The organism is Trichloromonas sp. (assembly GCF_034006665.1).
GTDB lineage: Bacteria > Desulfobacterota > Desulfuromonadia > Desulfuromonadales > Trichloromonadaceae > Trichloromonas.
In genome coordinates, this window is sequence record NZ_JAVESI010000011.1 from 17615 (window position 1) to 44278 (window position 26664).

General features: G+C 60.7%; 24 protein-coding genes. 19 read left to right on the forward strand and 5 right to left on the reverse strand.

The genetic code is table 11. From position 1 onward, the window contains the following. Positions 1-40 precede the first annotated feature (40 nt). From RBR25_RS06330 to RBR25_RS06360, 7 genes are all read left to right on the forward strand, one after another. On the forward strand, positions 41-472 hold the full coding sequence (locus tag RBR25_RS06330; protein ID WP_432818699.1) for a potassium channel family protein: 432 nt from the start codon (positions 41-43) through the stop codon (positions 470-472). Beyond that, the gene (locus tag RBR25_RS06335) at positions 469-1137 is read left to right on the forward strand and encodes a potassium channel family protein (RefSeq protein ID WP_432818700.1); all 669 of its coding nucleotides are present in this window, start codon (positions 469-471) and stop codon (positions 1135-1137) included. Before RBR25_RS06330 ends, RBR25_RS06335 begins: the two co-directional genes overlap by 4 nt. Next, positions 1134-2636 (forward strand): TrkH family potassium uptake protein, encoded by a 1503-nt coding sequence (locus RBR25_RS06340; RefSeq protein WP_432818701.1) that lies wholly within the window; start codon positions 1134-1136, stop codon positions 2634-2636. Before RBR25_RS06335 ends, RBR25_RS06340 begins: the two co-directional genes overlap by 4 nt. 78 nt (positions 2637-2714) lie before the next feature. Next, entirely contained in the window at positions 2715-4133 is a 1419-nt protein-coding gene (locus RBR25_RS06345) for a TrkH family potassium uptake protein (protein WP_432818702.1), read from the forward strand. A gap of 14 nt (positions 4134-4147) precedes the next feature. After that, complete coding sequence (locus RBR25_RS06350; protein ID WP_432818703.1) at positions 4148-4804, forward strand: potassium channel family protein; 657 nt, start codon at positions 4148-4150, stop codon at positions 4802-4804. Then, a complete protein-coding gene (locus tag RBR25_RS06355; RefSeq protein ID WP_432818704.1) occupies positions 4801-6222 on the forward strand; it encodes a LytS/YhcK type 5TM receptor domain-containing protein in 1422 nt (473 codons plus the stop codon). Before RBR25_RS06350 ends, RBR25_RS06355 begins: the two co-directional genes overlap by 4 nt. 32 nt (positions 6223-6254) lie before the next feature. After that, complete coding sequence (locus tag RBR25_RS06360; protein ID WP_432818705.1) at positions 6255-8681, forward strand: two-component system response regulator; 2427 nt, start codon at positions 6255-6257, stop codon at positions 8679-8681. 12 nt (positions 8682-8693) lie between these two features. Here RBR25_RS06360 and lpxA read toward each other — a convergent pair whose 3' ends face one another. Beyond that, entirely contained in the window at positions 8694-9485 is a 792-nt protein-coding gene (gene lpxA, locus RBR25_RS06365) for an acyl-ACP--UDP-N-acetylglucosamine O-acyltransferase (RefSeq protein ID WP_432818706.1), read from the reverse strand. 118 nt (positions 9486-9603) lie between these two features. Between lpxA and RBR25_RS06370 the strand changes: the two genes are divergently transcribed. Continuing rightward, on the forward strand, positions 9604-10134 hold the full coding sequence (locus tag RBR25_RS06370) for a ferredoxin domain-containing protein (protein ID WP_432818707.1): 531 nt from the start codon (positions 9604-9606) through the stop codon (positions 10132-10134). 6 nt (positions 10135-10140) lie between these two features. On the opposite strand, the gene RBR25_RS06375 is transcribed toward RBR25_RS06370, so the two are convergent. Next, complete coding sequence (locus tag RBR25_RS06375) at positions 10141-11802, reverse strand: hybrid sensor histidine kinase/response regulator (RefSeq protein WP_432818708.1); 1662 nt, start codon at positions 11800-11802, stop codon at positions 10141-10143. Between the two features lie 95 nt (positions 11803-11897). Further along, positions 11898-12206: a hypothetical protein gene (locus tag RBR25_RS06380; RefSeq protein ID WP_432818709.1), complete on the reverse strand. Its 309-nt coding sequence runs from the start codon at positions 12204-12206 to the stop codon at positions 11898-11900. A gap of 41 nt (positions 12207-12247) precedes the next feature. On the opposite strand from RBR25_RS06380, the gene RBR25_RS06385 reads away from it, so the two are divergent. From RBR25_RS06385 to glnA, 3 genes are all read left to right on the forward strand, one after another. After that, positions 12248-12586, forward strand: a complete 339-nt coding sequence (locus RBR25_RS06385) for a P-II family nitrogen regulator (protein ID WP_432818710.1) — start codon at positions 12248-12250, stop codon at positions 12584-12586. A gap of 159 nt (positions 12587-12745) precedes the next feature. Beyond that, a complete protein-coding gene (locus tag RBR25_RS06390; protein ID WP_432818711.1) occupies positions 12746-13702 on the forward strand; it encodes an IS1595 family transposase in 957 nt (318 codons plus the stop codon). 39 nt (positions 13703-13741) lie between these two features. After that, a complete protein-coding gene (gene glnA / locus RBR25_RS06395; RefSeq protein WP_432818712.1) occupies positions 13742-15151 on the forward strand; it encodes a type I glutamate--ammonia ligase in 1410 nt (469 codons plus the stop codon). Positions 15152-15234: 83 nt separating this feature from the next. Here the strand turns inward: glnA and thrC are convergent, their stop codons facing one another. Next, positions 15235-16626 (reverse strand): threonine synthase, encoded by a 1392-nt coding sequence (thrC, locus tag RBR25_RS06400; RefSeq protein ID WP_432818713.1) that lies wholly within the window; start codon positions 16624-16626, stop codon positions 15235-15237. A gap of 455 nt (positions 16627-17081) precedes the next feature. Here thrC and RBR25_RS06405 point away from each other — a divergent pair, with 455 nt between their 5' ends. The 3 genes from RBR25_RS06405 to RBR25_RS06415 all read left to right on the forward strand — a co-directional run bounded on the left by RBR25_RS06405 (position 17082) and on the right by RBR25_RS06415 (position 20125). Beyond that, the gene (locus RBR25_RS06405) at positions 17082-18074 is read left to right on the forward strand and encodes a TRAP transporter substrate-binding protein (protein ID WP_432818714.1); all 993 of its coding nucleotides are present in this window, start codon (positions 17082-17084) and stop codon (positions 18072-18074) included. 99 nt (positions 18075-18173) lie between these two features. Beyond that, positions 18174-18848: a TRAP transporter small permease gene (locus RBR25_RS06410; protein ID WP_432818715.1), complete on the forward strand. Its 675-nt coding sequence runs from the start codon at positions 18174-18176 to the stop codon at positions 18846-18848. Next, a complete protein-coding gene (locus tag RBR25_RS06415; RefSeq protein ID WP_432818716.1) occupies positions 18845-20125 on the forward strand; it encodes a TRAP transporter large permease in 1281 nt (426 codons plus the stop codon). Before RBR25_RS06410 ends, RBR25_RS06415 begins: the two co-directional genes overlap by 4 nt. Before the next feature lie 85 nt (positions 20126-20210). On the opposite strand, the gene RBR25_RS06420 is transcribed toward RBR25_RS06415, so the two are convergent. Next, positions 20211-22466: an NADP-dependent malic enzyme gene (locus RBR25_RS06420; RefSeq protein WP_432818717.1), complete on the reverse strand. Its 2256-nt coding sequence runs from the start codon at positions 22464-22466 to the stop codon at positions 20211-20213. Between the two features lie 343 nt (positions 22467-22809). Between RBR25_RS06420 and RBR25_RS06425 the strand changes: the two genes are divergently transcribed. From RBR25_RS06425 to RBR25_RS06445, 5 genes are all read left to right on the forward strand, one after another. Beyond that, the gene (locus RBR25_RS06425; RefSeq protein ID WP_432818718.1) at positions 22810-23301 is read left to right on the forward strand and encodes a metallophosphoesterase family protein; all 492 of its coding nucleotides are present in this window, start codon (positions 22810-22812) and stop codon (positions 23299-23301) included. Between the two features lie 226 nt (positions 23302-23527). After that, on the forward strand, positions 23528-24127 hold the full coding sequence (locus RBR25_RS06430) for a MotA/TolQ/ExbB proton channel family protein (RefSeq protein WP_432818719.1): 600 nt from the start codon (positions 23528-23530) through the stop codon (positions 24125-24127). A 1-nt stretch (position 24128) separates the two neighbouring features. After that, positions 24129-24545: an ExbD/TolR family protein gene (locus RBR25_RS06435; protein WP_432818720.1), complete on the forward strand. Its 417-nt coding sequence runs from the start codon at positions 24129-24131 to the stop codon at positions 24543-24545. Next, the gene (locus RBR25_RS06440) at positions 24542-25498 is read left to right on the forward strand and encodes an ROK family protein (protein WP_432818721.1); all 957 of its coding nucleotides are present in this window, start codon (positions 24542-24544) and stop codon (positions 25496-25498) included. Before RBR25_RS06435 ends, RBR25_RS06440 begins: the two co-directional genes overlap by 4 nt. 18 nt (positions 25499-25516) lie before the next feature. Further along, positions 25517-26602, forward strand: coding sequence for a 6-phosphofructokinase (locus tag RBR25_RS06445; RefSeq protein ID WP_432818722.1), 1086 nt, complete (start codon positions 25517-25519; stop codon positions 26600-26602). Positions 26603-26664: the final 62 nt, after the last annotated feature.

Sequence of the window (26664 nt, forward strand, 5' to 3'; positions counted from 1 at the left end):
GCGGTGCAAGAGAAGGGATCCCCAAAGGGAAGGAGTCGCTATGACGAAAAAAGGCTCTTCGTCGGTGGTCATTGTCGGTTGCGGTCGCCTGGGTGCGTTGCTTGCTGGTGAGCTGAGTCGGGAGGGGGCCCGGGTCGTGGTCGTCGATCGTGTCGAGGCCGCCTTTGCCCAACTCGACGCCGGGTTCAGCGGCTTTCGGGTGACCGGCGATGCGGTGGAACAGCGGGTGTTGCATCTGGCCAATTTGGAGCGGGCCGACTGCCTGATGGCGACCACTGAGAAGGATACGGTTAATCTCATGGTCGCCCAAGTGGCGAAAACGGTCTTTGCGGTGCCTCGGGTGCTGGCCCGAGTCTACGATCCGGCCCGAGAAGAGATGTATCGAACCTTGGGGGTGGAAACCATCAGCCCGACCCGCCTTAGCGCCGGAGAGTTCATGAGGCGCTTTGCCGGAGAGGAACGTCGGTCATGAAAGTCATTTTGGCGGGCAGCGGCAAGATCCTCTATTACCTGGCGCGGCAATTTTCCCGCCGGGGGGTGGACGTAAGAGTGGTCGCTCCCAGTGAGGATGAGGCACGGGAGCTTTCCCGACGCACTGGCGCGACGGTTCTGGCCGGAGATGCCACCGATCCTCGGGTGCTGCTCGAAGCGGGTGCCTGGCGGGCGCACACGGTGTTGGCCCTGTTGCCCAACGACGAGGACAATCTGGCTATCTGCCAGATTGCCGGGCGCATGTATCGGGTGCCGCGCACCATCGCCCTGGTCAACGATCCGGAGAATGAAGAGGTCTTTCAGCGGTTCCAGGTGACGACGGCGATTTCGGCGACACGGATTCTTTCCCTCATCATCGAAGAGCAGGCCGGCTTCGAGGAAATCGCCCGGATGATGGCCGTGGGGGACGGCTCGGTCTCCGTCTCTGAGGTGCTGCTGCGGGAGGATGCCCCGGCGGTCGGGCTTCCTCTGAAAAAATTGACGTTGCCCGAGGAGGCCTTGCTCGGCGGCATCATTCGCGGGGACAGGGTCATGATTCCCAAGGGCGGAACCCACCTGCAGGCCGGCGACCGGTTGATTCTCATCGCCGCCCGCGCCAGCCTGGAAACGGCCCTGCGCCTGCTCACCGGCGAGGAGTCTTCGTGAACGACTGTCGTTACCTGACCTATCTTCGCGGACGTTACCGCTTTCTCAGTGGCCATCTCGGCTACCTCGTCGCCCTCGTCGGTCTGCTGTTTCTGGTACCGCTCCCCCTCCTTTTCGTCTTTCCCGAGGAGACGCCTTTGCTCGGCGGCTTTCTCTTCCCCGGCCTGGGCCTGCTGCTGCTCGGCGGGCTTTTGCGCGCCTGCGCGAAAGTGCCGGAGGATAGCCTCCTTTCCCTGGCCGAAGGTTCGCTGCTGGTGGTGCTGGCCTGGTTTGCGGCAATTTTCGCCGGCGCCGTTCCCTTCGTCTGGGCGGGTCTGGATTGGACGGGGGCCGTCTTCGAGTCCACCAGCGGTTGGACCACCACCGGCCTGTCGGTGCTGGATGTCGCGCAAACCTCGCCTCTGCTCCTCTTCTGGCGCAGTTTCATGCAGTATGCCGGCGGTGCCGGGCTGGCGATTCTCATGCTCAGCGCCATGACCGGTCCGACCGGAATCGGTCTGAGCGCCGCCGAAGGGCGCGGCGAGCAGCTCGTTCCCCAGGTGCGGCAGTCGGCGCGGCTGGTTCTGCGCCTCTATTTCGGCTATCTGCTCTTCGGCGTGCCGGCGTTGTATCTGGCCGGCATGAGCTGGTTCGATGCGGTCAACCATGCCTTTTGCGCCCTTTCCACCGGGGGCTTTTCGACCCGGGTCGACTCCATCGCCTATTGGAACAGCCCGGCCGTCGAAGCCGTGCTGATGCTGTTGATGGGCCTCGGCACCCTCAATTTCCTCACCGCCTACACCCTGCTCAAGGGGCACTGGCGGGCCGTGCTCGGCAACGGCGAGGTGAGGGTGGCGGCGCTCCTGCTCCCCCTGGCGACGGCGGTCCTCTTCTTCGGCGGCGCCTTCCGGATCTATCCCTCTCTGCCCGAGCATCTGCGGATTCTCCTCTTTCAGGTCGTCTCCGCCCTATCCACGACCGGTTTCCAGACCATTGTTTTCAGCGGCGGCGAAGATCTCGGCTATCTAGTGCTGATCCTGCTCATGCTCATTGGCGGCGGGGCCAATTCCACCGCCGGGGGGATCAAGCTGCACCGGATCTATCTTCTGCTCAAGGGGCTGCGTCGGGAAGCCCTGGAAGCCTCTTGCTCCCCCCGGGAACAGTGCGAGGAGGGGATCTGGATCGGCGGTCGACGGCGCTTTTTGGGCGAGAACGAGATCCGCAAGGCGGCCGAATATGTCGGGCTCTTTCTCTTTGTCTGGCTCCTCGGATCCTGCGCCCTGACCGCCTTCGGCCATTCCCTGCGCGACAGCCTCTTCGAGTTCGCCAGCGCCCTCGGCACCGTCGGACTCACGGCGGGCATAACCGGCCCCGCCACGCCCGCCGGGCAGCTCTGGGTGCAGATTTTCGGCATGCTCTTCGGACGGCTGGAATTCTTCGTCATCTTCTGGGGGCTGGCCAAACTGGTCCGTGATATGGGGGCTTTTGGGCCGCGCCCCGTGTCAAGAAAAGATTCGTGACGAGCCTGTCTTCTGTGTTATTGTCGCTGTTATTCGAGTCAGTTAGCCCATGAACCCCTTTAACTCTCCGGATTTTTCGTGCCCCCTGCCCAATTCATCCCCGGCAAAAAAGGATCGCTCGCCAAACGGCTGAAACAACTCTCGCCGGCTCAATGGTTGACACTCTTCTATGCGCTGGCGATTTTTTTCGGCGCGGGGCTGCTGGCGACGCCCCTTGCGGCGCGGGGCGAGCCCGTGGCGTTTATCGATGCCCTGTTCACCGCAACCTCGGCGCAATGCGTGACGGGGTTAACGGTAATCGACACCGGCACGCGATTTTCCCTATTCGGCCAATTGGTGGTGCTGGCGTTGATTCAGATCGGCGGCCTGGGGATCACGACTTTTTCGGTTTACCTTTTCATCTATCTGCGTATCGGCGTCGGCGCCAAGGGGCGTTGGATCATCAACGAAACCCTCATGCACACTCCGGTCGGCTCCTGGCGGGAACTGATCCGGGGAATCGTGGTTCTGACGCTGGTTATCGAAGCCATCGGGACGGCGCTGCTGGCGCTGGTTTTCGTGCCCCGCCTGGGTTTCTGGCCAGGGTTTTACAGCGCGGCTTTTCATTCGATTTCCGCCTTCTGCAACGCCGGATTCTCGCTGTTTCCCGACAATCTGATCGGGTATCGCGATCATGCCCTGGTTAATCTGACCATCATGGTGCTGATTATCCTGGGCGGGATCGGTTTTCTGGTGATCCGCGAGGTCATGGCCTGGCTTGGCAGTCGGATCAGGAATCTCCGCCATCCCCGTCGACGCAACATCCGCATTTCCCTGCATAGTAAAGTGGTCATGGTGACCTCGGTTTTTCTGATCATCGGCGGCGCTTTTCTGATCGGCCGGCTGGAGAAGGATAACGCGCTAACCGGAATGCCGTTTCTGGAGGTGATGTGGACATCGCTCTTTCAATCGGTGTCGGCGCGTACCGCCGGGTATAACACCGTCGATCTGAACAATTTCCGTTCGTCGACCCTGTTTCTGGTGATCTTCCTCATGTTTATCGGCGCGTCGCCGGGGTCGGCGGGGGGCGGGGTCAAAACCACCTGCCTGGCGCTGTTTTTCGCGGTTTTTTACAATCGGCTCAAGGGCAATCCCCACACCAGCCTGTTTCGGAGAACGGTTCCGGACGAACTGATTACCAAGGCTCTCGTGTTGGTGCTTTTGGCGGTCATTCTGGTCGGCATCGCTCTTTTTGGATTGTTGATTGCACAAAGCCCCGACCTCACCCATGAGAATCCCCGGGAATTCCTTGCCTGCGCTTTCGAGGCGGTTTCCGCTTTCGCCACCGTCGGCCTGTCCGTCGGTCTGACCGCCAAGCTGAATGTCGCGGGAAAGTGGATCATCATCCTGCTGATGTTTGTCGGCCGGGTGGGGCTACTCACCCTGGCCTTTGCCATCGCCGGGAAGACCCGACGTTTTTCCGCCCGTTACGCCGAAGAGAACGTCATGATCGGCTGAAGGAATGGATCTCTATGAAAAAAAAGAAGTTTTGCGTGATCGGCTTGGGCAGCTTCGGTTTTCATGTGGCTTCGACCCTCTATGCCGACGGTCACGAGGTGATCACTATCGATTCGGACCGTGACAAGGTTCAGGCGGTGAAGGACTACGCCGACCATGCGATTTTGGGGGATGCCGCCAACAAGGAGTTTCTTGACGCGCAAGGGATCCGTGAGGTCGACGCGGCGGTGGTCTCGACCGGTGAGCGCTCCCACCTGTCGACCCTTATCACCCTTTATCTCAAGGAACTGAAGGTGCCGCGCATCCTGGTCAAGGCGATCAGCGAGGATCACGGCAAGATTCTGGCGAAGGTCGGGGCGACGGATATCATCTACCCGGAAAAGGATATGGCGCGGAAAATCGCCCACAGCCTCTCCACCCCCAACATCCTCGAATTCATCCCTCTGGCCGAGGAGTATTCCCTCTCGGAAACGGCCCCCCCCCGGCATTTCATCGGCAAAACCCTGGTTGAACTCGATCTGCGCCGCCGGTTTCACGTGACCGTTATCGCCGTCAAGGACGTCCTTTCCGACCAGTTCATCCCCGCGCCCCCCCCCGACTACCTGATCAAGGACAGCGATGTGTTGATTCTCATCGGCAAAACCGCCGATGTGGAAAAATCCCTGGGATGAACGGCGCCGCGGCGATGGACGGATCGGTCTATTTCGGCCTGATTCATAATGCAGTTTTGCTGCTGGCTCTGGCGCTCATCTACGATGTCATGACCAGTCGTCTTGCCACCCGGTCGGATTTTTCCGCGCGCCTGGGCGCCGGTGTCCTGATCGGTCTCCTCGGCATCGTCCTCATGCTCAACCCCTGGCATTACCTGCCGGGGATTTTTTTCGACAGCCGCTCCGTGCTGCTGGCGATTTCCGGATTATTCTTCGGCGTTGTTCCGACCCTGATCGCCATGCTCATGACCGCTGCGTTGCGTTTTTATCAGGGGGGCTCGGCCTGGACCGGTGTGGGGGTGATTCTTGCTTCCGGGATCATGGGGCTTCTCTGGCGTCATTTTCAACGGCAGTCGCCGGCGGAGTTCAGATGGTGGCGGCTCTATCTCTTCGGCCTGGCGGTGCATGGGGTGATGCTCCTGCTGTTGCTGACCCTCCCCGGCGAGGTGGTCTGGATGGTGCTCGCGCGCATCACCCTGCCGGTGTTGACGATCAATCCGCTCTTGACGGTGCTCCTGGGCATGCTCATGGTCAATCGCCTGAAACGGGAGCGTTTCGACGCCGAGCGTCTGCGCAGCACCGAGGAGATCCGCCGCCTGAACGCCACTCTCGAAGCGCGGGTGCGGGAACGCACCGCCGAGCTTGAAGAGGCCAATCGGGATCTGGAATCTTTCGCCTATTCCGTTTCCCACGATCTGCGTGCCCCTTTGCGTGCTATCGACGGTTTCACCCGTATTCTTTCCGAGACGTGTGCTCCCGAGCTGGGTGAGGAAGGACGCCGGCTCTGCGCCGTCGTGCACGACAATACCCGACGCATGACCGCGATGATCGACGACCTGCTGAGCCTCTCGCGTCTCGGGCGGGCCGCGCCCCGTTTTTTGACGGTGGATATGACGGCCCTGGCCCGGGAAACCTTTTTTGAGGTCACTCAGCTTGAGCCGCCGGAGCGCATCGATTTTCAGCTGGAGGATCTGCCGCAGGCCTTGGGCGATCCCAACCTGCTGCGCCATCTGTGGAGCAATCTGCTGGCCAATGCCGTGAAATTTTCTTCCCACAAGGAACGGGCGCACATTGTCGTTGCGGCCGAACGTCGGGGGGATGTCGTCGTCTACCGGGTCGAGGACGACGGCGCCGGGTTTGACATGCGCTACGCCGACAAGCTCTTCGGGGTTTTTCAGCGTCTGCACGGCATCGACGAGTTCGACGGCACCGGCGTCGGCCTGGCCATCTGCCGGCGCATCGTTGGGCGGCATGGAGGAAGGATCTGGGCCGAAGGGGAGCCGGGGAAGGGCGCGGTCTTCTTCTTTGCTCTGGGGAATGGGCAATCTTTGGACCGCAATGGTCTGACGCGCTCGGAAATGCCGGAAAGTCGCGTATAGTTGTTTCATTACTTCGTTTTGGGAGGTTGCCGTTGAATTCCGCCCTAAGGGTTCTGCTGGTGGAGGATTCCCCCGCCGACGCCGAACTCGACAGCTACGAGGTGCGCAAGGTCCGACCCGATGCCCGGTTTCGGCGGGTGAAGACCCGCGAGGATTATCTGGCGGCGCTGGCGGAGTTCGCGCCGGACGTGATTCTTTGCGACTATCATCTGCCGCGCTTTGACGGCCTCGCCGCTCTCGATCTGGCCCTGGCTCACTGCCCCGACGTCCCCTTCATTCTCGTGACCGGCGCTCTCGACGAGGCGACGGCGGTCTCCTGCATGAAGGCCGGGGCCTGGGATTACATCCTCAAGGATCATTTTCCCCGCCTTGGGCCGGCGGTTCTGGCGGCGCTGGAACAACAGCGACTGCGCATTGAGAACCGCCGGGCGCATGAGGAATTGTGCGAAAGCGAAGAGCGCTATCGCTGCCTCTTCGAGGACAATCACGCGGTCATGCTTCTGATCGATCCCGAAAACATGGAGATCGTCGACGCCAATCCGGCGGCCGCCGTTTTTTACGGCTGGAGTCGCGAGCAGCTTCGCAAAAAGCGGATCAGTGAGATCAATACCCTCGATGTCGATTCCGTTTGCTGCGAGATGGCGCTGGCTCAAGCGGCCCGGCGCAATCATTTCAATTTCCGCCATCGCCGGGCCGACGGTTCGATTCGCGACGTCGAGGTTTTCAGCGCGGAAATCCGTCTTTCCGGCCGCCTTCTGCTCCTTTCCATCATCCACGACGTCAGCGAGCGCCATGCGGCGGAAACGGATCGGCAACTGGCGCAGTTCTGCCTCGACCACGCGGCGATCGGCATCCTCCGTCTCGACGCCGAGGGGCGTATCCTCCTGGCCAACGAACGGGCCTGCCGGAGCCTCGGCTATGCCCCCGCGGAACTTCAGGAACGCTCCCTTTACGACCTCGATCCCCACCTGACGGCGAGTTTCTGGCAAGAGCAGCGCCGTGCCCTCGACGGGCAGGAAACCCGCACCTTCGAAAGCGTGCATCGGCGCCGGGACGGAACGCTCTTTCCCGTGGAGGTGACCCTCAGCCGCCTCGCGTACGAAGGGCAATCCCTCTATTTTGCCTTCGTTTACGACATTGCCGACCGCAAAGCCTACGAGGAGCAGTTGCGCCATCTGGCCACCCACGACGAACTGACCGGCCTGGCCAACCGTGTTCTGCTTCTCGACCGTCTGGAGCAGGCGATTCATTATGCCCAGCGTTCGCGGCGGCTGGTCGCGGTGCTGCTACTCGATCTCGACCGCTTCAAGGTGCTCAACGATAGCCTCGGCCACAGCGTCGGTGACGAACTGCTCGCCGGCACCGCCCAGCGCCTGCGTGCCGTCGTCCGCGAAATGGACAGCGTCGCCCGCCTGGGCGGCGACGAATTCGCCATTCTTCTCGGCGAGCTGGCGGAGGAAAACGATGCCGGGCCGGTGGCGCGGAAGGTGCTGGAGCAGCTGAGTCGGCCCTACCAACTGGGGGACCGGGAGATCACCGTCACCGCCAGTCTCGGCATCAGCCTCTACCCCCGGGATGGCGGGGACGGCGAGACCCTGCTGCGCAACGCCGACGTCGCCATGTACCGGGCCAAGGAGGAGGGGGGGTGTTTCCGTTTCTTCGCGCCGGAGATGAATCTGCGCATCATGGAAACCCTGGAGATGGAGGCCGACCTGCGGCGGGCCCTGGAACGGGGGGAACTCTGTCTCTATTATCAGCCCAAGGTGGCTTTGGCCACCGGCCGGATCTCCGGGGCCGAGGCGCTCTTGCGTTGGCGACACCCCGAGCGGGGAATGGTGGCGCCGGGGACGTTCATCCCCCTGGCCGAGGAGACCGGCCTGATCCTGCCCATCGGTGAATGGGTCATCGGCGAGGTTTGTGCCCAACTCCGGCGCTGGCGGGACGAGGGGGTGCCGGTGGTGCCGGTGGCGGCCAATCTTTCGGCGCGCCAGTTTCGCCGGGAGGATCTGGCCGATAGCGTCCGGCGCTTTTTGCAGGAACGGGATCTGGAGCCGGAATTGCTGGAGATGGAACTGACCGAAAGCATGATCATGCGCGATCCCCAGGCCGCTGCCGCGACCATGCGCCAGTTCAAGGATCTCGGCGTCAGTCTGGCTCTGGACGACTTCGGTACCGGCTATTCTTCCCTCAATTACCTGCGCCGTTTTCCGGTGGACAGCCTGAAGATCGATCGGTCCTTCATCGGCGACGCCGCCGACGACCCCAGCGCTGCTGCGGTCGTCACCAGTATCGTCGCCATCGCCCACAGCCTCGGCCTGCAGGCGGTGGCCGAAGGAGTGGAGACCCGGCGGCAGCTCGATTTTCTCCGTCAGTGCGGCTGTGACAGCTTCCAGGGTTTTTATTTCAGCCGGCCCCTGCCGGCCGGGGAGTTCGCTTCGCTGGTGCGGCAGGGGCGGTAGGAAGGGATCTAGCTACTCGCGGCTGGAACCTCGGCCGCTGCCGACGCCGCGTTTGCTGGTACGGATGAAGTCGATCATCAGGCGCACGTCGTCGGTGTACCCAGGCCCCTCGGCGACCCGTTGCAGGGCTTCGGCGAGAGGGAGATTGGCGCGGAAGATGGTCTTGAAGGCCTCCTTGACGGCACGGATGCGGCCGGCATCGAAGCCGTTGCGCCTGAGACCGACGACGTTGACGGCGCGCAGCCAGTTGAGTCCGTCGTTGATGCAAAAGGGGGGGACATCCTTGGCGGCGCCGGAGCCGCCGCGCATCATGGCGAAGGGGCCGATGCGTACGAACTGGTGGACCTGGCAGTTGCCGGAGATGATTGCCCGGTCGCCGACCTCTACATGACCGGCAAGGAGCGCGCCGTTGACCAGGATGACGTGGTTGCCGATGACGCAGTTGTGGGCGATGTGGCTGTTGACCATGAAGAAGTTGTGGTCGCCGACCCGGGTGTGGGTGTCGGGACGGTTGCCCCGGTGAATGGTTACCCCTTCGCGGATGATGTTGCCGTCGCCGATCTCGGTCCAGGCCTCTTCCCCCTTGTAGCCCACATCCTGCGGGTCGTGGCCGACGACGGCGCCGGGATAGAGGATATTGCCCGCACCGAGGCGGGTCCAGCGGCCGACATGGGCGCCGTGCATGATCCGGCAGCCGGCTCCGATGGTGACATCGGTGTCGATGAAAGCGTGGGGGCCGACCTCGACGTCGTCGGCGAGACGGGCGCCGGGGTTGACCACGGCGCTGGGATGAATTTGGGGCATGGGAGTCTCCTGGATCCTTGGTGGTAAAAGAGTTTTTTTTGGTTCATTCTGCTCTGTGTCGGCCCTTTCTTAAAGGGTTTTTCTTCTCTCGTTTCTGTTTTTAAAGGAGTGCCTATCCATGCTGACGATCAATCCGGAATCGAAGAGCGAGTGTGTCGAACGGGCCGCGGATCTGCTCTGTGTGGCGGCCCGAACCGCTCCCAAGGGGCGGGGGCGGGATCTGCTGGTGACTGCGGTGGTCAGCGGCGTCGAGTTGGGGCGATTGTCTGATACCATGCGTCAGATCGCCGAACGGGACCAGGTGAGTTTTTTCGCCCGCGACGCCGGTAACCTCTCTCTGGCGTCGGCTCTGGTTCTCATCGGCACCCGCGAAGAGCCTCTGGGACTGCCTCATTGCGGCTACTGTGGCTTCGTCGATTGCGCCGCGATGCAGGCGGCCGGCGCCATCTGCGCCTTTAATGTCGGCGATCTGGGCATCGCCGTCGGCTCAGCGGTGAGTCGGGCCGCCGATCTGCGCCTGGATAACCGGGTCATGTACAGTGCCGGCAAGGCGGCTATCGAGATGGGGCTGCTCGGCGAGGGGGTGCGGATCGCCTACGGTATCCCCCTGTCGGTCAGCGGCAAGAGCCCCTTTTTCGATCGCGGTTGAAAGTTTTCAGGGAGTAGCCAGGGGAATGGTGAAGGCAAAACGGCTGCCGCGGCCATCGGTGACAGGACTTTCCACCCAGATTTCGCCATTGTGCAGGCTGACGATCTCCTTGCAGATGGCCAGCCCGAGGCCGGTTCCCTTGCGGTAGACGGTGGCGCTGGGCAACTGCTCGTAGCGGCCGAAGAGGTTTTTCTGCTGTTGCACCGGGATGCCGCAACCGGTATCGCTGATGCTGATTTCCAGGGCCGCTTGCTTCTGGCGGGTGGTGGCGGGGACGGCGGCGATGCGGATGCTGCCGCCGTCGGGGGTGAATTTGACGGCATTGCTGAGAAGGTTGGCGAGAACCCGGGTCAGCTGTTTTTCGTCGGCCATGACTAGGGGCAGGGTTTCCGGCAGATCCTGCTCAATTCGCAAGCGATGCTCTTCCAGCTGGACCGAGAAGCCGCCGAGAATCTGGGCGATCAGGGGCGCCAGTTCGAGGGGGCGGGGAGCGACCTGCATCTTGCCCGCCTCCAGTTTCGAATAGTCGAGGATATCGTCGATCAGTGCCAGCAGCCGGGTGCAGCCTTCCTGGATATTCTTTAGAGCTGCCCCCTGGTCGGGAGAAACCTGGCCGAGGATCCCTTCGGCCAAGACGTTGGTGAACCCGCTGATGCCGGTCAGCGGCGAGCGCATGTCGTGCACCAGCATCGACACCAGATCCGCTTTGACATTCTCCATGTCTTTGATTTTTTTCAGGTAACGCGCAACGATCAGAAAACGGTCGGCAATCACGTCGAGCGCTTGACTCATCCCCTTGGTCAGCCGCCGCTGGCCGTTTTCGAAAAGGGTGAGCGAGGCCAGCAGTTCGTTGCCGTCGTAGATCGGCAAGAAACTGAGAACCTGGAAGTTGACCGGCATCGGCCGTCCTTCCCGGGCTTCCTGTTCGATCAGGATGAAACGGTACTTGCCCGGGACGTCGCGGTCGAGTCCGGCCCGGTGCAGCATTTCTTTGCGAGATTGTTTGATGAACCCGTCCGACACCGGCTCCATCAGCTGCAGAAACAGGGAATATTTGTCCGCGCCCTCGCGCAGCAGCAGCCCGGCTGCGCTGTAACGGCAGATCAGGCCGAGAAAATTGAAGAGTTCCCGGGCCAGCGCCTCGCTGTCATGGGCGAGTCCGGTCAGTTTCAGGACTTCGTTGCAAATTGTCGACTCATAAAGGAGGCGGTCAAGCAGGCCGGTGATCTGGTTGCGGATCGCCTTGCCGTTGAGCCCCCGGGCCCCTCGCGGGGGGGGCTCGGCTGTGTCTTCGCGGCCATTGAGGAACTTTTCGATGGTTGTGAGGATGCTGGGATAATCGGCGGTCTTTTCCAGAAAAGCGTCGGCTCCGGCTTTTTCCCCCCAGAAACGGTTGTGGGGTTCCGCCTGGGAACTGAAGAGGACGATCGGGATGTTCTGGGTGAGAGGGTCGTTTTTGAGGATGCGGCAGAGGTGGTAGCCGTTGAGTTCCGAGATGGGAATGTCGGAAAGGATCAGATCGGGAGGCCTCTGGTAGATGCTGACGATCGCCTTCATGCCGTTATCGGCGGTTCGCACCCGGTATCCGGCCTGTTCGAGAAAATTCCGCAGGGGGAGGGTCTGGGGCAGGTTTTCGTCGATCAGCAGAAGGGTGAAACGACGGGTCATGAAGGCCTCTTCGCGCCGGTGGCGGGATGCGCCGTGGCAATCGTGCGGAGTCTGTTTCGAGATGGTCCCAATCTTAATTATCTATTTATTAACAGTCAAGCCTTGTGGCGGCCTTGCGATGCTTCACTCTCTATCCGTTCGTTCTTTTGGGCGGCCTTGGCGGTGTGGGCGCTGCTTGCGGAATGGGCATGTGCGGTTTTTTTCTGCTCAAAAAATGGGCCGATTTTTTCGGCCTCGTTCAGGAGGGTCAGGCGGCTTTTTCGGGAGAGGGTGTTTTCCCCCTGTGAATTCAAGTGAATATGATTTATTTTTGAGGTCTTGAAAAATGGCAGGTTCCTTGCTAAACGGTTTGGCCAGGAACGCTGTTCGTTGTCGATAAGGCGGATGCGCGGGGAAAGGCTCATCGCGTTTCCGACGCGCCGGATTCTCTTCGGGAGGTGAAAAGATGAGAAAAGTGGAAGCCGTTATCAAGCCCTTCAAGCTTGACGAGGTCAAGGAAGCTCTGAACGAAATCGGAATTCAGGGGATTACCGTCAGTGAAGTCAAGGGATTCGGACGGCAGAAGGGGCACACCGAACTCTATCGCGGCGCCGAATACGTGGTTGATTTCATCCCCAAAATCAAGATGGAGATCATCGTCAGTGACGAGATGGCTGCCAAGGTCGTCGACGTTATCGCCGAGACCGCCCGCACCGGACGCATCGGCGACGGCAAGATCTTCGTGACCAGTGTCGACGAAGTGGTTCGTATCCGTACCGGCGAGCGTGGCGACGACGCGCTCTAGAGGCGCGCACCGATATCTTTTCCTTACGGCCTTCCCGTGCGCAGGGTGGGGCTTAAAAAATTACCTGAATAGAACTAATCTTCCGCAGAGTGGCTGAGTGACGTATTCTGACACAGTCATCGATTATCTTCACGGCATACCTACCCAAGGAGGTGCACCGTGAAGCTGAACCGAATCCAAATGCAACCAGGCATGAGCCTGAATCAGTTCCTCTCCGAATATGGCACTGAGCGCCAGTGCGAGGCAGTTCTTGAGCAGTCCCGCTGGCCACAAGGATTTCAGTGTCCGGATTGTATGGCCAAGGATCACTTTTCGTATTTTCGAGGCCGTGTAAAGGTTTTTCAGTGCCGAGCATGCCGATCGCAGACTACGCTGACCGAAGGGACTATTTTTCATTCAACAAAGCTTCCTCTGACCGCCTGGTTCCAAGCCATGTACTTTCTGAGCCAAAACAAAAATAACGTTTCTATCTTGGAGCTTAGGCGCCTGACTGGCCTAAGCTACCCTGCGGCTTGGCGGATGAAGCACAAGCTCATGCAGGTTATGTACGAGCGTGAAATCACAACCAAATTGTCCGGTCGGGTCGAGATCGACGATGCCTACCTGGGTGGTGAAAACCCTGGAGGCAAGGCCGGGCGAGGTTCTGAGAACAAAATCCCGTTCATCGCCGCCGTCCAGACCAACAATCAGAACAACCCTTTGTATGTCGTCTTTTCCAAGGTCAAGACGTTCAGTCGCGAAGAGATTACCGCTTGGGCTACTCGGTCTCTGGTCCCTTCAGCAACAGTTGTTTCCGATGGCCTCTGGTGCTTTAAAGGCGTCACAGATATTGGATGTTCCCAGCAGCGTGAAGTCGTTGGCAAAGGTCGTAAAAGCACCGACATGGAGTGTTTCACCTGGGTGAATACCATCCTAGGCAATCTGAAAACCGCCATTGCCGGAACGTATCACTCCTTTGATTTCGAAAAATACGCTCACCGTTACCTCGGCGAGTATCAGTATCGCTTCAATCGTCGATTTGATCTTGCTCGAATACTCCCGCGCTTGATTACAGCGGCAACCCAAACTGGCAAACGCACTGACCGCTGGCTGCGTCACGGGCTTGCGGAAGATTAGTTCTATTCAGGAAAAATTATCCAGTCAAAGGAGACATCAATGACACCCAAGGAAGTCGTGGCTTTTGCCCAGGAGAACAACTGCCGGATGGTCGATTACAAGTTTCTCGATTTTGTCGGCATCTGGCAGCACTTTTCCACCCCCCTCAGCGAGTTCAGCGAAGATACCTTCGAGGAAGGCATCGGTTTCGACGGTTCCTCGATCCGCGGCTGGCAGCCGATCCATAACAGCGACATGCTGCTGATTCCCGACGCCACCACGGCGAAGGTCGATCCCTTTATCCAGGTTCCGTCCCTCAGCCTGATCTGTGACATCATCGATCCGATTACCCGCGAGGGCTACACCCGCGATCCCCGTTTCATTGCCAAAAAAGCGGAGGCCTACCTGAATTCGACGGGTATCGCCGATACCGCCTATTTCGGCCCCGAACCGGAATTCTTCATCTTTGACGATATCCGCTACGGCTCCAGTGCCAACGAGTCCTTTTACAGCATCGACTCCGTCGAGGGCGCCTGGAACACCGGTCGCGAGGAATGTCCCAACCTCGGCTACAAACCCCGGCACAAGGAAGGCTACTTCCCCTGCGCCCCCACCGACTCCTTCGTCGACTTGCGTAACGAGATGGTGCAGGTGCTGCAAAGCGTCGGCATGCGCATCGAAGCGTCCCATCACGAGGTCGCCACCGGCGGCCAGAACGAGATCGACATGCGCTTCGACAGTCTGCTGCGCATGGGGGATACTCTGCAATGGTTCAAGTACATCATCAAGAACGTTGCCTTTCGTAACGGCAAGACCGTGACCTTTATGCCCAAGCCGCTCTACGGTGACAACGGCTCCGGCATGCACTGCCACCAGTCCCTGTGGAAGGACGGTCAGAACCTTTTCGCCGGCGACGGCTACGGCGGTCTCTCGAAGATGGCCATGTACTACATCGGCGGCATCATGAAGCACGCCAAGGCCCTGTGCGCCTTCACCAACCCCAGCGTCAACTCCTACAAGCGTCTGGTCCCCGGCTATGAGGCGCCGGTCAATCTGGCGTATTCGAACCGCAACCGTTCCGCTTCGCTGCGTATTCCGGTCACCAACAACCCGAAATCGAAGCGCGTCGAATACCGCACTCCCGACCCTTCCTGCAACGGCTATCTGGCCTTTGCCGCCCAGCTTATGGCCGGTCTCGACGGCATCGAGAACAAGATCGATCCGGGCCAGCCGCTGGACAAGGACATTTACGGGCTCTCCCCCGAGGAGCTCAAGGATATCCCGAACGTCGCCCGCAGCCTGGAGGATGCCCTTAATCATCTGCGCGAGGATCACGCCTTTCTGCTCAAGGGGGATGTCTTCACCGAGGACGTCATTGAGAAGTGGATTGAGTACAAGATGGAAGCGGAAGTTAACCCGACCCGTATGCGCCCGACCCCGATGGAGTTCGCCCTTTATTTCGACTGCTGATCGGCGCGGTCGTTTTCAGACCAACGCAAAAAGCCCCCGGTTTCGAAGCCGGGGGCTTTTTGCGTTAAAAGAAACGGGCGTGGTTAGCTCAGAGCGTGGGACGCCAGATAGTTCTTCACCGCTGTGGTGTCGGCATCGATGATCGCGCAGCGCTTCTCGCGGCTTTCGATTCCCGCCAGGGAGGCGTGGCGTGGCGGCTCCTGGCCGATGGCCAAGTGCACCGCTTCGCCGAACTTGGCGGGATGGGCGGTGGCCAGGCAGACCGTCGGGGTTTGCCCGTCGCCGAGATCGAGAGCGGCGCGGACGCCGACGGCGGTGTGCGGATCGAGCAGGTAGCCGGTTTTGCCGTGGAAGTCGTGGATGGTCTCCAGGGTCTCGGCGTTGGAGACGGCCAAGGCGAGAAAATCCTGGGCCACCTTCTCCCGCTCGCCGGCGCTAAAGACGAGGCGGCCGGTAGCGGCCAGTTCGCTCATGGCGTCGCGTACCCGCCCGCTCTGCTCATCATAAAGATAATAGAGGTAGCGCTCGAAGTTGCTCGCCAGCTGGATATCCATGGAGGGAGAGTAGGTCTGCGCCACCGCGCCGATGGAATAATCCCCCTGGCGGACGAAGCGGGTAAGAATGTTGTTCTCGTTGGTGGCGAGAATCAACCGGCTGATCGGCAAGCCCATTTTTTTGGCGACGAAGCCGGCGAAGATGTCGCCGAAGTTGCCGGTCGGCACCGAAAAGCGGATTTCCCGGCAGCCCGTCTGCTTGCGCACCCGTCCCCAGGCGTAAAAGTAATAGACGACCTGGGCCAGCACCCGCGCCCAGTTGATGGAGTTGACCGCGCCCAAGGCATACTTGGCCTTGAAGGCGAGATCGCCGAAGGTCTCCTTGACGATACGCTGGCCGTCGTCGAAGGTGCCGCGAATCGCCAGATTGAAGACGTTCGGGTCGGTGACCGTGGTCATCTGCAGTTCTTGGATGGGGGAAACCTTGCCTTGGGGATGGAGGATGAAGATGTTGATGTTCTTCTTCCCGCGTACCCCGTAAATGGCGGCGCTCCCCGTATCCCCGGAGGTGGCGCCGAGAATATTCATCCGCTCGCCGCGCTCGGCGAGCAGATATTCGAAAAGATTGCCGAGAAACTGCAGGGCCACGTCCTTGAAGGCCAGGGTCGGTCCGTGAAAAAGTTCGAGGATATGCACGCCGTTGTGACGGACCACCGGGGTGATCTCCGGATGGGTGAAGGAGGCGTAAGAGCGGTCGATCAGCCCTTTGAGGTCCGCCGCGGGAATGTCGCCGATAAAGCGGGCGAGGATCTGGAAAGCCAGTTCGGGATAATCGAGCATCTCCAGGGCGGCGATGTCTCCTTGTGTCAGTTGCGGGATCGCTTCGGGCAGCAGCAGCCCGCCGTCGTCGGCCAGCCCCATCATCACGGCGTCCTTGAAGGAGAGACTGCGGACGCGGCCGCGGGTACTCAGGTAGTTCATGGGCGTTTCTCCTGAAAATTGGTCCGCTCAGTTTAGCAGGAACGGCCGGGGCAGGGAAGGAGAAAGAGGCGGATAGGTACGGCAAGGGAAGGATGGCGAGCGGCGGTGCGCTATCCTCCATCGCTGGGATGAAAAAAATTGCTTGTCACGGCTGGCGAGGATGGCTAATTTCAGTTGAAACGGTATTATATCCCTTGTGTTTTCATGCATGGATAGTGGCCGAAAAAGGCCATGTCCGGCTATTTTTAGCCATTTTTGCGGGTCCGGTGCGAACCCAGTTTCAGTAAAAAGGCTATCTTTCGGGATGATCGCTCTTTGTGGCGTTGGTATATTTATTGCTTCTGTTTGTTTGGGCAAAACAATGTCTCGAAAAAATCGAAGTATTTTGTATGCCCCGGCCGGCTGAAACGCATCCGGTTCGGTGTGGTAATCCATTCCATCAAAGGAGATCGAGAATGAAGATGAGGACCCTGCTGGCTGTAGTCATGGTTCTGGCATTTGCCGGTACCGCCCTGGCCGAACCGATTGTCATCAAATTCAGCCATGTCGTCGCCGTAGACACCCCGAAAGGGCAAGCGGCCGAATACTTCAAGAAGCTGGCCGAGGAGCGCACCAAGGGCGCAGTGAAAGTCGAGGTTTACCCGAACAGCCAGCTTTACAAGGACAAGGAAGAGGTCGAGGCGCTACAGCTTGGTTCGGTGCAGATGCTGGCACCGTCCCTGGCCAAATTCGGCCCCTTGGGCGTCAAGGAGTTCGAACTCTTCGATCTGCCGTTTATTTTTGACGGTTATGAGCAGCTGCACAAGGTTACGGAAGGGCCGGTGGGAAAGAAACTGCTGGCCAAGCTCGAACCCAAGGGCCTTCTCGGCTTGGCGTACTGGGATAACGGGTTCAAGGTGATGAGCGCCAACAAGGAAATTCGTACCCCGGAACAGATGAAGGGACTTAAGGTGCGCATCCAGTCCTCGAAGATTCTCGATGCCCAGATGCGTCAGCTCAAGTCCATCCCCCAGGTTCTGGCTTTCTCCGAGGTGTACCAAGCGCTGCAGACCGGTGTTGTCGACGGCACGGAAAATCCGCCTTCCAATCTCTATACCCAGAAGATGCACGAAGTGCAGAAGTACGTAGCCACCACCAATCACGGCTACCTTGGCTACGCCGTTATCGTCAACAAGAAGTTCTGGGAGGGTCTGCCGGCGGATATCCGCGTGACCTTGGAGGGGGCCATGGCCGAGGCCACCACGTATGCCAACGATATCGCCAAGCGGAAGAACGAGGAAGATCTCGCCGCCGTTAAGGCCTCGGGCAAGAGCGAGATTCTGGAACTGAGCGCGGAAGAGCGCGCCGCCTGGAAAAAGGCCTTGGTTCCGGTGCATGAGAAAATGGCGAGCCGGGTCGGCAAGGATCTCATCGCGGAAGTCCACGAAGTCACCGGTTTCCAGAAATAACCCTGAAGAAATGGTTTTTCCCGCCGCCGCGCCCAGGCGCGGCGGTTTTTTTCCGCCGATTCGCTTTTCCAAATCTCCTTCCGTGGAGCATGCTCGACGATGCTGAAATTTCTCGATCATTTGGAAGAATGGCTGGTGGCGACCCTGATCGGGGCGGCCACGGTGGTCATCTTCCTATCCGTTCTGCACCGCTACGCCAGTGGTTGGCCCATCCCCGGAGTACAGGATTGGCTGCTTGGCCTGAACTTCAGCTGGGCGCAGGAACTCTGTATTTATATGTTTATCTGGATGGCCAAGTTCGGCGCCGCCTATGGGGTGCGCACCGGAATTCACGTCGGGGTGGATGTGTTCATCAACAGTCTGCAGGATAAAACCCGCGCCAAATTCGTGGTGATCGGCCTGATGGGCGGGGCGCTCTTCACCGGCATCATTGGTACCCTGGGCACTCAGTTCGTCTGGGAGGTGGGGATGCGCTACGCGGTGGCGACGGCCTTCGGTTTCGACTGGCCCGATCTCATCGAAGGGGCGGTCTCCCCCGATCTGGAATGGCCGGTCTGGATTTTCTATTCGGCGATTCCCCTTGGCTCTTACCTCATGTGCTTCCGCTTTCTCCAGGTCACCTGGGCCTTTATCCGCACCGGCGAATTGCCCCACCATGACGCGGGGCACGTTGACGGCCTGGAGGATGTGTTGCCGATGGATTCCAGCGAGGCTCTGGAAGAGTATGAAGAACACAAGTTCAATCACGCAGGCAAGTCGGGAGGTGTGAAATGAGCGCACTCATCATCTTCGGCTTGCTGGCCGCTCTCATGCTCACCGGTATGCCGATCTCCATCTCCCTCGGCCTGACCGTGCTTACCTACCTCTTCACCATGACCAATGTACCCATCGAGGCGGTGGCGATGAAGCTCTTCACCGGCATCGAGAAGTTCGAAATCATGGCGATTCCCTTCTTCATCCTGGCCGGGAACTTTCTCACCCACGGTGGGGTGGCGCGGCGCATGATCAATTTCGCTACTGCCCTGGTCGGGCACTGGCGGGGCGGTCTGGCCCTGGGCGGAGTGCTGGCCTGTGCCCTGTTTGCCGCCGTTTCCGGATCGAGTCCGGCGACGGTCGTGGCTATCGGTTCGATTCTGCTGCCGGCCATGGTTCGGCAGGGGTATCCCGTGAAATTCGGGGTCGGCGTTATTGGCACCTCCGGCGGTCTCGGCATTCTCATCCCTCCGTCCATTGTCATGGTCATCTATGCCGTCTCGACCAATGCCTCTATCGGCCAGCTCTTTATTGCCGGCATCATCCCCGGGCTGCTGCTGGCTTCGCTGCTGATGCTGGTGACCTGGCTGGTGGCGCGCAAACGCGGCTATCCCTGCCTGCCCAAGGCGAGCCTGGGTACGCGGTTGCGCACTCTGCGCGAAAGCATCTGGGGCCTGCTGCTGGTGGTGGTGGTCATCGGCGGCATCTACAGCGGGGTGTTCACCGCCACCGAGGCGGCGGCGATGAGCGCGGTCTACGCCTTCGTGGTCGCGGTCTTCGTCTACAAGGACATGACCCTCAGGGACGTGCCCAAGACCCTGCTGGCTTCGGCCAACATGTCGGCGATGATCCTGTACATCATCACCAACGCCGTGCTCTTTTCCTTCCTGCTCACCTCCGAGCAGATCCCCCAAGAGCTGACCTCGTGGATCACCGGTCTCGGCCTCGGCAGCGTCGGCTTTTTGATCATGGTCAACCTCCTGCTGCTGGCCGCCGGCAACTTCATGGAGCCCTCGTCGATCCTGCTGATCACGGCGCCTCTGGTCTTCCCCATGGCCATGCAGCTCGGTATCGATCCGATCCATCTCGGGGTGCTGATGACGGTCAACATGGAGATCGGCATGATCACTCCGCCCGTTGGGCTCAATCTCTACGTAGCGTCGGGGATTTCCCGCCTGGGACTGACCGAGACCACCAAGGCCTGCGCGCCCTGGATCCTGATCATGATGCTTTACCTGATTCTGATCACCTACGTGCCGGCCATTTCCCTGTGGCTGCCCAACCTGATGTTCAATTAGTTCACTGGAAAACCGCCGGTTTTCCCAACGTAAAAAGGGGGGCGATGATCGCCCCCCTTTTTACGTTGGGAGTCTATCTTGGCTCTCAGCCCTCTTCCTGGACATCAACCACGGCGACGGCGGCCATGTTGACGATGTCGGTGACGTCGTCGCCGCGCTGGAGGACATGCACCGGTTTCTTGGTGCCCATGAGGATCGGGCCGATCTGTTCGGCGCCACCGAGTTTATGCAGCAGTTTGTAAGAGATGTTCCCTGACTGCAGGTCGGGGAAGATAAAGATGTTGGCGTTCCCCTTGAGCTTGGAGAAGGGATACTGGCGCTCGACCAGGTCGGGGTCGAGGGCGACGTTGGCCTGTATCTCACCGTCGACAATCAGTTCCGGAGCGCGCTGTTTGACCAGTGCGGTGGCGCGCTTGACGTTGAGGGTCAGCGGATGGTAAGCGCTGCCGAAGTTGGAGAAGGAGAGCATGGCCACCCGCGGCTCAATGCCGAAGTGCCGGGCTTTTTCGGCGGTCAGGATGGCGGTTTCCGCCAGTTCCTCGGCGGTCGGTTCGATGGCCACGGTGGTGTCGGCGAAGAAGACGACATCCTTCTTGGTGACCATCATGTACATGCCGTGAACCTTGGACAGACCTTCTTTTTTGCCGATGATCTCCAACGCCGGGCGGATGGTTTCCGGATAATGGGCGTTGATGCCGGAGAGCATGGTATCGGCATCTCCCTGTTCGACCATCATGGCGCCGAAGTAGTTGCGGTTGTTGCGCAGCATGCGTCGTGCCTCGGCCAGGGTCACGCCCTTGCGCTGCCGGCGGGCGAAGAGCTCCTCGGTGTAGCCCGGGGTCTTTTCCGCCTGCCGCGGGTCGATGATTTCGGTGTTGCCGAGGTCGATGTTCAGTTCCCGGGCACGGGCGCGAATGACCTCGACGTCGCCGAGGAGGATGGGAATGGCGATCCTTTCCTCAAGGAGGATCGCGACGGCGCGCAGGATCTTGTCCTCCTCTCCTTCGGGAAAGACCACCCGTTTCGGATTGGATTTGGCCTTGTTGATGAGGACGCGCATGATCTCCTTGGACCGCCCCTGCAGGGCCTCCAGACGCTCGCGGTACTTGTCGAGATCGTCGATGGGCAAGCGGGCGACGCCGCTGTCCATGGCGGCCTTGGCCACCGCCGGGGCGACATGAAGCAGGACGCGGGGATCGAAGGGCTTGGGAAGCAGGTATTCGCGGCCAAACTTGATGTCGACGCCGCCGTAGGCCTTGCGCACCGAGTCGGGGACATCCTCCTTGGCCAGCTTGGCCAGGGCCAGGCAGGCTGCCATCTTCATTTCGTCATTGATGGCGCGGGCGTGGGTGTCGAGAGCGCCGCGAAAGAGGAAGGGAAAGCAGAGGACGTTGTTGACCTGGTTGTTGTAGTCGCTGCGGCCGGTGCCGATGATAACGTCGCCGCGCACCGCCTTGGCCTCGTCGGGAGTGATTTCCGGGTCGGGGTTGGCCATGGCGAAGATGATCGGATCCTTGGCCATCGACTTGACCATGGCCGGCGTCAGGGCACCCTTGGAGGAGACGCCGAAAAAGACGTCGGTGTCGACCATCGCTTCCGCCAGGGTACGACAGGGCAGGTCGGTGGCGAAGCGCTGCTTGTAGGGGTTCATCCCCTCGCTCCGGCCGTTGTAAATAACCCCCTTGGTGTCGCAGAGGATCATCTTTTTCGGGTCGGCGCCCAGGGTCAGGGCCATCTTGGCGCAGGCGATGCCGGCGGCGCCGGCGCCGTTGAAGACGATCTTGATTTCCCCGATCTTTTTGCCGACGATCTCCACGGCGTTGATCAACCCGGCGTTGGCGATGATCGCGGTGCCGTGCTGATCGTCGTGGAAGACGGGGATATCCATGATCTCCTTGAGTTTCTCCTCAATGTAGAAGCACTCGGGGCCCTTGATGTCTTCGAGGTTGATGCCGCCGAAGGTCGGTTCGAGGATTTTCACGGTGCGGACGATTTCGTCCGAGTCCTTGGTGTTGAGCTCGATATCGAAGACGTCGACGTCGGCGAAACGTTTGAAGAGTACGCCCTTGCCCTCCATGACCGGCTTGCCGGCGAGGGCGCCGATGTCTCCCAGGCCGAGAACGGCGGTGCCGTTGGAGACAACCGCCACCAGGTTCCCTTTGGCGGTATACTTGTAGGCGTCGTCGGGATTCTTTTCGATTTCCAGGCAGGGCTCGGCGACCCCGGGGCTGTAGGCCAGCGACAGGTCGCGGCTGGTGGCGCAGGGTTTGGTGGTGATGACTTCGATCTTGCCTTTGCGGCCGGAGCTGTGATAGTCCAGCGCTTCTTGTTTTTTCGACATGGTGATCTGTCTCCCTGATGGTGTGAAGGAGTTTTATGGGCTTACTTAACGGTACCCGGTGAGAAGGGGCTTTTCCAGTCGCTCGGAGGATTTTTCATGTGCTGGCTCGGCGGTCGGCTGAGCTTCTGTTCTTTTTGTCAGATAATTTTAGTAAAAATAAAGATAAACATAGAGCCGTCTTTATTGCCATGTCAAGGAGAAAGACTTCAAATTCAAACCCTGTTCTCTTTTTTGTGATGTATCCCTCTATTGTTAACCGCCCGGCACCTCTCCGGCGCGAGCCCGTCGACGGACTTTTCCGGAACGGGACGCGACGCTTGACGGGAAACCCAGGATTTTAATTATGCTGAAAGTAGGCGTGATTTCCGATACCCATATCCGTGACCTGGCTCAGGGGGCACGGCTGGCCGAGAGACTCTGTGCCGGCTGTTTCGCCGGGGTGACGACGATTCTCCATGCTGGAGATGTCGGCCTACCCGAATTCCTCGACTTTTTCGGAGAACGGCAAGTGCATGCCGTGCGCGGCAACACGGATGTCCCGGTCGCCGGCGTCCCCATCAGAAAGCTTCTTACCCTGGGCGGCTTTCGCATCGCCCTGGTCCACGGCTGGGGAGCGCCTTTCCAACTCGAAGAGCGCCTGCTGCCGGAGTTCCAGGGGCTGGCCATCGACTGCCTGGTCTATGGCCACAGCCATCAGCCCACCTGTCGGCGGGTCGGCGACCTGCTGCTGTTCAACCCCGGCAGCGCCACCGATCGCCGGGATGCTCCCCGACACACCGTTGGGCTTCTGGAAATCGGCGAGCACATCGCAGGCTCGATCATCCCCATCGACTGAACGGCCGGACTCCGTCGTTGTCCTGCCCGGGTTGCGAAGGGCTGATTCCAGCGACGGTTTTGCCGCGCCGCGCACCCTTTCCGTCGCCACGACCTCTCTGTTTTTTTCCTCCTGTTCTTTCGATTTGTCTTTACGGACGCCACGCGCTTCTTGATTCCCCGCCGGAAACATCCTAATATTATCTGGTTTTAAATTCGGCTATGGCTTTGAAAGGATTGTTGTCGGTATGCTGGAATTGTTTCAAAAGGGCGGCCCGCTCATGTACCCGATCCTCCTCTCTTCGGTGATGGCGCTGGCCATTTTTCTCGAACGGATCTGGACCTTCCGCCGCGTTCGGCGCGGCATCGAGCAGCTTTCCCGCGAGGTGGAAAGCCTGGCCCACCGGGGGCACATCGACGAGGCGCTGGTTGTCTGTCAGCGCAACGGTTCCACCCTGGCGCGCATCTTCATCGCCGCGTTGCGTGCCGCCGGCCGAAGCCGCGACCATCTCAAGACCGTGGTCGAGGAGGTCGGTGGCCGGGAAACCGCCCCCCTGGAAAAGTATCTGGGGCTGATGGGAACCATCGCCACCATCGCGCCGCTGCTTGGTCTGCTCGGCACGGTCTTCGGCATGATCGAAGCTTTCACCGTCATTTCCGTGCAGGGCGCCGGTACCCCGGCGACCCTCGGCGGCGGTATCTCCGAGGCATTGATTACCACGGCGGCCGGGCTTTCCGTGGCCATCCCGACGATCCTTCTGCACAAGTATCTGACCAGCCGGGTGGAGCGCATCGCCCTGGAACTGGAAGAATACAGTCTGCGCCTCGTCGACCTGCTGGGGAGCTGACATGGGTTTTCTCCGCAAGCGCCCGGGGCGCGAGGAGCCGAAAGTCGACATGACGCCGATGGTCGACTGCGTCTTCCTGCTGCTCATCTTCTTCATGATTTCCACCACCTTCATCGAAACCCCGGGCCTTTCCATCAAGCTCCCCGAGGCTTCAACCCAGCGGGAAAAGGACGAAGCCGAGGAGGTCAAGATCTATCTCTCCAAGGAAGGGGAGATCTTCCTCGCCGACACTCCGGTCACTACCGCGGCGCTGCGTCGTCACCTCGAAGGGTTCAAGGAGCGTGCTGAACGCATGACCTTTCTCCTGCTCGCCGACAAGGAGGCGCGCCATGGTCAGGTGGTTGAGCTGATGGATCTCGCCAAGGTCAGCGGCTTTGCCCGGCTCGCCATCGCCACCGAACAGCGGAGTCGCCAGTGACGCCGGCGGTGATCGGCATCGATCTCGGCGGCACCAACTGCCGGGCTGCGCTGGTCGGCACAGGGGGGCGAATCGGTGAAATCCGGCGCCGACCGACGGAGATGGTGCGGGGCTACGATGCCTGGCTGGCCGAACTCGTCGCGGGATTGGAAGAACTGTTGCGCCAAGGGGAAGGTCTTGGCCTAAAGGTCGCAGCGGTCGGCATGGGTGCGCCGGGACTCATTTCCGGCGACGGCACCGTGGTCGCCTCCCCCAATCTTCCTCATCTTGACGGGCGCCCCTTGGCGGTCGACCTTGCCGCGCGGCTGAAGCGGCCGGTGACGGTGGCCAACGACGCCAACGCCTCAGCCTGGGGCGAAGCCCTTTTCGGCGCGGGACGGGAATTCAACTCCTTTCTCGCCGTAACGCTGGGGACCGGTGTCGGCGGTGGGTTGGTACTTAACCGGCGACTCTGGCTCGGGGCCGACGGTGCCGCCGGGGAGGTCGGACATTGGACGGTGGTTCCCGGCGGACGTCTCTGCGGCTGCGGCAATCGCGGCTGTCTCGAACAGTATGCCTCGGCCCGGGCGCTGGCGGTGTCCGCCCGGGAGCGCATAGCCGCCGGGGAGGCGAGTGCGCTGGCGGCTATTCCCGCCGCTGAACTGACCAGCCGTCAGGTGGGGGAAGCGGCCCGCCGGGGGGATGCCCTGGCCCTGGGGGTGCTGGAGGAGGCGGGAGGCTATCTGGGGCAGGTACTCGGCGGAGTGGCCAATCTCCTCAACCTCGACGGCGCGGTGATTGCCGGCGGCGCCGTTGAGAGTTTCGATCTCATGCAACCGGCTATCCTCCGCGCGCTGCGACAGCACGCTTTCCCCGTTTCCGGACGACGGATGAGCGTGGTCCCCGGCCGTCTCGGCGACGAGGCCGGGATTCTTGGTGCGGCGGCTTTGGCCGGGCTTTCCGAACAATTCTAATCTGGGAAGGACAACTCGATGAAAACCATTGCGATTTTGACCGGCGGCGGCGACTGCCCGGGGTTGAATGCGGTGATCCGCGGGGTGGTACGGGCGGCGGTGCTCAAACGCAATTGGAAGGTGCTGGGGATTGCCGATGGTTTCGACGGCCTGGTGGACGGACCGCGCATCATTCCCCTGGACATGGCGGCGGTCAAGGGGATTCTCCCCCGGGGGGGAACCATTCTCGGCACCAGCAATCGCGGGAATCCCTTTGCCTATCCGGTGCGGAAGGGGGGGGAGGTCAAACTCATGGATGTCTCCCGGCAGGTGGTGGAAAATTTCCATAAGGTCGGGGCTGAAGCCCTGATCGCCGTCGGTGGCGACGGCACCCTGAAGATCGCCCGGCAGCTGAATGAGCAGGGGATACCCGTGGTCGGGGTGCCGAAGACCATCGACAACGACCTGCGCGGCACCGATGTCACCTTCGGTTACAACACCGCCGTCGGCATCGTTACCGAAGCCCTTGACCGACTGCACACCACGGCGGAGAGCCACAACCGGGTCATGGTGGTCGAGGTGATGGGTCGGGACGCCGGCTGGATCGCTCTCGAATCGGGGATCGCCGGCAGCGCCGACGTCATCCTCATCCCGGAAATCCCCTTCGACATGGAGAAGGTCTGCCAGGCGATTCTCACTCGCAAGGCGCGGGGGAGCCGTTTTTCCATCGTCGTCGTTTCCGAGGGGGCGTTCCCCGCTGGCGGGGGCAAGATCGTCCAGCTCACGGCGGATCAGAACCTGGGCGTGGAACGGCTCGGCGGCATGGGGCACTGGGTTGCCGCCGAGATCGCCCAACGGCTGGAGATGGAAACCCGCACCGTGGTTCTCGGCCATGTCCAGCGTGGCGGGACGCCGTCCCCCTTCGACCGGATTCTCGGTTCCCGCTTCGGTACCAAGGCGGTAGAACTGGTGGAGCAGGGGCATTTCGGCCGGATGGTCGCCCTGCGCGGCCGGGATGTGGATGCGGTTGCCATCGAGGAAGCGGTGGGCGCTCTCAATCGTGTCGATCCGGAGGGTGGTCTCATCCACACCGCCGAGGATCTCGGTGTCATGGTCGGACGTTAGCGACCCGGGGGCGGCGGGGAACGCCGAGCGCCCGGTTTTGATTGACGCTCGGGCGGCGCGCG

Bases quoted from the DNA above. Each gene is read 5' to 3' on its own strand.
- glnA (WP_432818712.1), top strand. From the start codon at position 13,742: ATGACACCCAAGGAAGTCGTGGCTTTTGCCCAGGAGAACAACTGCCGG.
- RBR25_RS06415 (WP_432818716.1), top strand. From the start codon at position 18,845: ATGAGCGCACTCATCATCTTCGGCTTGCTGGCCGCTCTCATGCTCACC.
- thrC (WP_432818713.1), bottom strand. From the start codon at position 16,626: ATGAACTACCTGAGTACCCGCGGCCGCGTCCGCAGTCTCTCCTTCAAG.
- RBR25_RS06445 (WP_432818722.1), top strand. From the start codon at position 25,517: ATGAAAACCATTGCGATTTTGACCGGCGGCGGCGACTGCCCGGGGTTG.
- RBR25_RS06420 (WP_432818717.1), bottom strand. From the start codon at position 22,466: ATGTCGAAAAAACAAGAAGCGCTGGACTATCACAGCTCCGGCCGCAAA.
- RBR25_RS06405 (WP_432818714.1), top strand. From the start codon at position 17,082: ATGAAGATGAGGACCCTGCTGGCTGTAGTCATGGTTCTGGCATTTGCC.
- RBR25_RS06430 (WP_432818719.1), top strand. From the start codon at position 23,528: ATGCTGGAATTGTTTCAAAAGGGCGGCCCGCTCATGTACCCGATCCTC.
- RBR25_RS06410 (WP_432818715.1), top strand. From the start codon at position 18,174: ATGCTGAAATTTCTCGATCATTTGGAAGAATGGCTGGTGGCGACCCTG.
- RBR25_RS06350 (WP_432818703.1), top strand. From the start codon at position 4,148: ATGAAAAAAAAGAAGTTTTGCGTGATCGGCTTGGGCAGCTTCGGTTTT.
- RBR25_RS06380 (WP_432818709.1), bottom strand. From the start codon at position 12,206: ATGAGCCTTTCCCCGCGCATCCGCCTTATCGACAACGAACAGCGTTCC.
- RBR25_RS06435 (WP_432818720.1), top strand. From the start codon at position 24,129: ATGGGTTTTCTCCGCAAGCGCCCGGGGCGCGAGGAGCCGAAAGTCGAC.
- RBR25_RS06330 (WP_432818699.1), top strand. From the start codon at position 41: ATGACGAAAAAAGGCTCTTCGTCGGTGGTCATTGTCGGTTGCGGTCGC.
- RBR25_RS06385 (WP_432818710.1), top strand. From the start codon at position 12,248: ATGAGAAAAGTGGAAGCCGTTATCAAGCCCTTCAAGCTTGACGAGGTC.
- lpxA (WP_432818706.1), bottom strand. From the start codon at position 9,485: ATGCCCCAAATTCATCCCAGCGCCGTGGTCAACCCCGGCGCCCGTCTC.
- RBR25_RS06425 (WP_432818718.1), top strand. From the start codon at position 22,810: ATGCTGAAAGTAGGCGTGATTTCCGATACCCATATCCGTGACCTGGCT.
- RBR25_RS06370 (WP_432818707.1), top strand. From the start codon at position 9,604: ATGCTGACGATCAATCCGGAATCGAAGAGCGAGTGTGTCGAACGGGCC.
- RBR25_RS06355 (WP_432818704.1), top strand. From the start codon at position 4,801: ATGAACGGCGCCGCGGCGATGGACGGATCGGTCTATTTCGGCCTGATT.
- RBR25_RS06375 (WP_432818708.1), bottom strand. From the start codon at position 11,802: ATGACCCGTCGTTTCACCCTTCTGCTGATCGACGAAAACCTGCCCCAG.
- RBR25_RS06335 (WP_432818700.1), top strand. From the start codon at position 469: ATGAAAGTCATTTTGGCGGGCAGCGGCAAGATCCTCTATTACCTGGCG.